This is a genomic window from Streptomyces longispororuber (assembly GCF_014656095.1).
Lineage (GTDB): Bacteria > Actinomycetota > Actinomycetes > Streptomycetales > Streptomycetaceae > Streptomyces > Streptomyces longispororuber.
The window spans coordinates 1-5,369 of the sequence record NZ_BNBT01000265.1 but is presented as its reverse complement, the minus strand read 5'-3'; the positions used below and the strand labels follow the sequence as shown (position 1 = coordinate 5,369).

Below are 5,369 nucleotides of genomic sequence, written 5' to 3'. Positions count from 1 at the left end.
GTGCGGGGCCGCGAGGAGGTTCGCGGCCCCGCACGGCGGGCCGGGCGACGGATTCCGTGGCCGCTTCACGTCATCGACACGACGACCTTCCGGGTACCCGTGAAGGCCTGCCTGCCGTGCAGGACGGACATGTTGTCGACGACGAGGACGTCGCCCTCCTGCCACGGCTCGGCGTGGCGGTGGGCGCGGTGGGCGGCCCGTACCTCGGCGAGGTCGTCGTCGGTGAGGGGCTGCCCGTCGGCGTACGTCACCCAGTGGGGCAGGTCGTCGTGGCTGTCGACGAGGGAGAGCAGGGTCTCGGCGTCGTCGGCGGGCAGGTTGGAGGGGTGCCACTGGTCGGCCTGGTTGAACCAGGTGTCGCGGCCGGTGCGCGGGTTCTCGCGGATCCCGGGGCGGTGCTGGCGGACGCGCAGGCCGCCGTCGCCGGTCCACTCGTGGTCGGCTTCGGAGGCGGTGAGGAACTCCTCGACCACGTGCTTGTCGTCGGTCTCGAAGGTGGCCTGCCAGGACTTGCCGAGGCCGAAGCCGCCGTGCAGGTGCTGGTGGTAGACGACGCCGGCGGCGAAGCGGTCGCGGACGCGCGGTGACAGGGCGGCGAGCAGGGCCTCGCCGTCGCACACGGGGGTGGCGCCGCCGGTGTCGGGGGCGTCGAGGCAGCAGAAGTAGAGGCGGGTGGGCCAGCGGTGGGCGTAGCTCATCTCGTTGTGGAGGGAGATGTCGTAGCGGGCCGGGTACTCGGTGGAGGTGAAGACGCCGTCGGAGACGGTGGCGCGCGGGGTGTTGCCGCCGCGGTAGCTGTCGATGAGGGAGGCGCCGAAGCGGGCGACGGCGCCGTGGAAGGCGTCGGCGCTCTCGATGCCGAGGCCGCGGACGAGGACGGCGCCGCAGGCGTCGACGAGGTCGTCGGCGCGGGCGCGGACGGCGTCGAAGGGGGCGCCGTCGGTGTGCAGGACGGCGAGGGTGGTGCCGCCGGTGGTACGGCGTTCGTCACGCATGGCGGGATGCCTCCTCAGGGGCCTCGGGGGCCTCGGGGGCCTTGGGGGCCGGTTCGGCCGTGAGGGCGACGGGCAGGCCGCTGTAGCCGTGGACGAAGTTGGAGTACAGGCGCTGGGCGGGGCCGCGCAGCGCGACGGTGGCGACCTGGTCGCGCAGGGCCTCGACCATGGCGCTGACGTGGACGCGGCCGAGGAACGCGCCGAGGCAGAAGTGCGGCCCGTGGCCGAACACGACGTGTTTGTTGGGGCTGCGGCCCACGTCGAAGGCGTGCGGGTCGGTGAAGACGGCTTCGTCGAAGTTGGCGGAGGTGTTCCACAGGGTGACGACGTCGCCCGCCTTGATGACCTGGTCGCGCAGGGGTACGTCGGTCAGGGCGCGGCGGCCGAAGTGCATGGCGGGGGTGGTCCAGCGCAGGATCTCCTCGGTGGCGCTGTCGACGGTGACCTCGCCGGCCTTGAGGCGCCGCCACTGCTCGGGGTTCTCGGCTAGGGCGATGAGGCCGCCGACGAGGGACATGCGGGTGGACTCGTCGCCGCCGAGGATGAGGCTGTAGCAGTTGAGGACGATCTCGTCCTCGGTGAGGGGGGCACCGTCGACGGTGGCGGTGGCCAGGACGCTGATGACGTCGTCGCCGGGGTTCTCGCGGCGCTGTGCGGCGAGTCCGCCGAGGTACATGAGGATCTCGTTGCGGGCCAGGAGCGATTCGAGCTCGCTGTCGTCGCTGTCGTGGCGGGACAGGGTGCGGGTGTTCCACTCGACGAGCTGGGGGCGGTCGGCCTCGGGGATGGCCATGAGGTCGCCCATGGTGTGGATGGGGACGTGGTCGGCGACGTCGGCGGCGAAGTCGACGTCGCCCGCGCGCAGGGCGCGGGCGACGAGGTCGCGGGTGTGGCGGTGGACGCCGTCGACGACGGGTTGCAGGACGCGGGGCGCGAACGACTTGAGCATGAGGTTGCGGATCGCGCGGTGGCGGGGGCCGTCGGTGACGGCGAGCATCTTGCCCGCGGCGGAGTCGCCGCCCTGGAGGAGGGTGGCGAGGACGTTGCCCTTCTCGGAGGTGAACCGCTTGTTGTCGCGGTAGACGGCGACGGCGTCCTCGTAGCGGGAGACGACCCAGAAGCCGGGGGTGCCGCCGGTGGGCGGGTGCCAGTGGACGGGGCTCTGCTCACGGAAGGCGCGCCACAGGGCGTGGGGGTCCACGTCGTGGAAGGTGCGGGGGTCGGTGAGGTCGACGGTGCGCGGGTCGGGCGGCGCCGTCAGGGCTTCGGTGGTCATGAGGTGGTTTCCTTTCGGGCGCCCGCCGTGCGGGGCCGGTGCGGGGCCCGCCGTGCGGGGCCGGTGCGGGCCGGTGGCCGGTGCGGGCCGGTCGTGGCCGGTGCGGGCCAGGGGCCGGTGCGGGCCGGTGGCCGGTGCGGGGGCCGCGCGGTGCGGTGGCCCCCGGCCCGCGGGTCTGCCGTACGGGGCCGGGGCTGGTCAGGAGCCCGCCGTGCGGAACCGGCGCAGGCTCACCGCGGTGCAGGTGGCGAGGAGGACGCCCAGGGTCACGGCGACGACGGCCAGGGGGTGTTGTCCGGGGAAGCCGCCGCCGGTGGTGGCGGGGTTGCCCCACAGGTCGCGGCAGGAGGCGATGACGGCGCTGACGGGGTTCCACTCGGCGACGGGCCGGATGGCGGCGGGCATGGACTGCGGCGCGAGGAACGCGCTGGACAGGAACGGCAGCACGATGACGATGAACGGGGCGACGACGCTGATGGTCTCCACGCTGCGCAGGGTCATGGCGAGCAGGACGCCCAGCCACAGCATCGCGTACAGGAACAGGGCGACGAGGCCGAACCCGGCGAGGGTGGGCCAGAGGCCGGTGTGCGAGCGCCAGCCGAGGGCGAGGCCCGCGCCGGCGGTGACGGCGAGGGCGACGAGGCCGACGAGGAGGTCGGCGACGGTGTAGCCGACCGGTACGGCGGATCTGGAGATGGGCAGGGAGCGGAACCGGTCGACGAGGCCGCCCTGGAGGTCCATGGCGATCGACACGGCGGTCGGTCCGACGCAGGCGAGGCCGACCTGGACGGCGCCGCCCGCGAACACGTACTCGGTGTACTCGCCGCCCGCGGGCAGGGTGATGGCGTCGCGGAACAGGAAGCCGAGCAGCACCAGGGAGACCAGCGGGTTGAGGACGATGCCGATCGCGCGGCCCGGTGCCCGGCCCAGGCGGCGCAGGCGGCGCCCGGCGACGGCGAGGACCTCGGTGAGGACCGTGCGGGCGGTGCCGGCCGGTCCCGGGGTGCCGGGGGCGGGGGCCCCGGCACGTCCGGGGCTCCCCGGGCTCCCGGGACCGGTGCGGTCGGTCTCGGCGTAGGTGGCGGTCATGACGTGGGCCGCCCGTCGCGGGTGGCGTACCGGGCGTCGTGGCGGGCGTCGTGGCGGTCGAGTTCGGCCGCGACGAGCGGGCCGATCTCGGCGAGCGGGCCCGGGTCGAGCATGTCGTCGTGGGCGCAGGCGACGCGGTGCACCGTGATCTCGCCGGTGCGGTACGGCTCCCAGAGGCGTTCCTTGTCGGTGACGTCGCCCCAGGGGGAGTGTTCGGCGAGGAAGAGCTGCATCCGGCCGTCGAAGCCGCCCGGTGTGTAGTCGGGGATGATCGCCTGGTGGCGGGCCATGAGCTGGAGCATGCGGCCCATGCGGTCCTCGCCGAGCCGGGCGAGGGGGTTGCCGTCGCGCCGGAGGGCGTCGATGACGTCGCCGGGGGTGAGGTCGCGGTCGCCGAGGGCGGCCGGGTCGTGTCCGATGCCTTCCAGGAACCAGGCGAGCATGTTCTGTTCGCCGCCGCGGGTGTCGGCGACGCCGACGCGGGGGTACGCGTCGAGGTTGGCCACGAGGCCCACCTCGTCGCCCGCGGCGCGGAGCTGGGAGGCGATCTCGTACGCGATGAGTCCGCCGAAGGACCAGCCGAACAGGTGGTAGGGGCCGTGGGGGCGGACGCCCTTGATGAGCTGGACGTAGGTGGCGCCGATGTCCTCGATGCTCGTCGGCAGCTCCGCGCCCGCGACGACGGCGGGGGCCTGGATGCCGTAGACGGGGTGGTCGGGGCCGATGTACCGGGTGAGGGGCAGGTACGACAGGGCGAGGCCGACGCCGCTGTGCAGGCAGAACACGGGGGGCCTGGAGCCGGAGGTGCGCAGCGGCAGGACGGTCGCGAAGGGGTCGGTGTCCGAGGTGTCCGAAGTGTCGGAAGCAGCGGAGGTGTCGGTGGGGCCAGAGTCGTCCGTGGTGGGGGCGTTCGCACGCCGGGCGTCCAGGTGGTCGATGGCCTCGGCGACGATGCGCGTACGACCGTGCGGGGCCGCCGGGGTACGCCGCGGCTCCGGGCCCGGCTCCGGCTCCGGCCCCGGCTCCGGCTCCGGCTCCGGCTCCGGCTTGAGGGTGGCGGCCAGGGCCCGCACCGTCTGGTGGGCGAAGACGTCCGCGATGCTGAGGTCGAGCCCGGCCTTGCGGGCCTGGCTGACGAGCCGCAGCGACTTCATGCTGTCCATGCCGGACGGCGCCTCGAAGAAGTTGTCCTCGGGGTCGAAGGCGTCCACGCCGAGGAGCTGGGCGACGATGCCGCACAGGGTCCGCTCGGCCGGGTCGGGGGCGGCGGGGGCCGCCGGGGCGGGCGTCTCGGGTGCCTCGGCCGGTGCGGCCTCGGCGCGGGGCGCGTCCGCGTCCCGGAGGATGCCGTCGGCGTCGCGCCGGCCGCGCCGCCCGGTGCGGTACATCCGCTCCCCCGCGGGGCCGAACGGGTCGGCGACGAAGCGCTCGGCGCTCGCGCCGGGCCGCGCCGCGAAGCCGCGGGCGACCGCGGCCCCGGCGACGTACAGCTCGCCGGTGCCGCCCGGGGGCACGGGGTGCAGCCAGTCGTCGAGGACGTGGTGGCGGGTGTTCCAGGCGGTGGCGTCCGGCCGGTAGGCCTCCGGGGGCAGGAACAGGGCGGCAGCGTCGGTGTCCGGCGCGGCCGTGGCCCCGCTCAGCTCCGCGAGGGTTTGGGCCGTGTGGTTGGCCGCGGCCGCGTGCGGGACGACGACCGCGCCGGGACGCCCGGCGACGTCGTCGGTGCGGATCAGGTACGCGGCGTGCGCGCCGCGCAGGGGTGCGGTCCGGTCGGCGTCCGTGAGGGGGTCCGCCGGGTGGGCGGCCACGTCCGGGGCGTCCCACACCAGCGTCTCCACACCGGTGGCACGGAGCCGTCCCGCGAGTCCGGCGGTGGTCAGCACGCACAGCGGGCGCGCCGCGGCGAACAGCGCCTTGACGCGGGCCGTGGGCTCGTCGGCGGCGACGGGCAGGCAGGCCGCGCCCGCCCTGAGCACGGCGAGGGCGGCGACGACGCGGGCGGCGGGCCG

4 protein-coding genes are annotated in these 5,369 nt (G+C 75.1%); all 4 read right to left on the bottom strand.

Annotated features, from left to right (window positions below):
• Nucleotides 1-65 precede the first annotated feature (65 nt).
• On the bottom strand, nt 66-995 hold the full coding sequence (locus tag IE330_RS37555) for a TauD/TfdA family dioxygenase (RefSeq protein ID WP_190140672.1): 930 nt from the start codon (nt 993-995) through the stop codon (nt 66-68).
• Entirely contained in the window at nt 988-2,271 is a 1,284-nt protein-coding gene (locus IE330_RS37550) for a cytochrome P450 (RefSeq protein ID WP_190140671.1), read from the bottom strand. The genes IE330_RS37555 and IE330_RS37550 overlap by 8 nt, the downstream gene beginning before the upstream one ends.
• A 198-nt stretch (nt 2,272-2,469) precedes the next feature.
• Nucleotides 2,470-3,360 (bottom strand): ABC transporter permease, encoded by an 891-nt coding sequence (locus tag IE330_RS37545; RefSeq protein WP_190140670.1) that lies wholly within the window; start codon nt 3,358-3,360, stop codon nt 2,470-2,472.
• A partial coding sequence (locus IE330_RS37540) for a thioesterase domain-containing protein (protein ID WP_190140669.1) occupies nt 3,357-5,369 on the bottom strand: 2,013 nt, incomplete at its 5' end. The genes IE330_RS37540 and IE330_RS37545, both read right to left, overlap by 4 nt.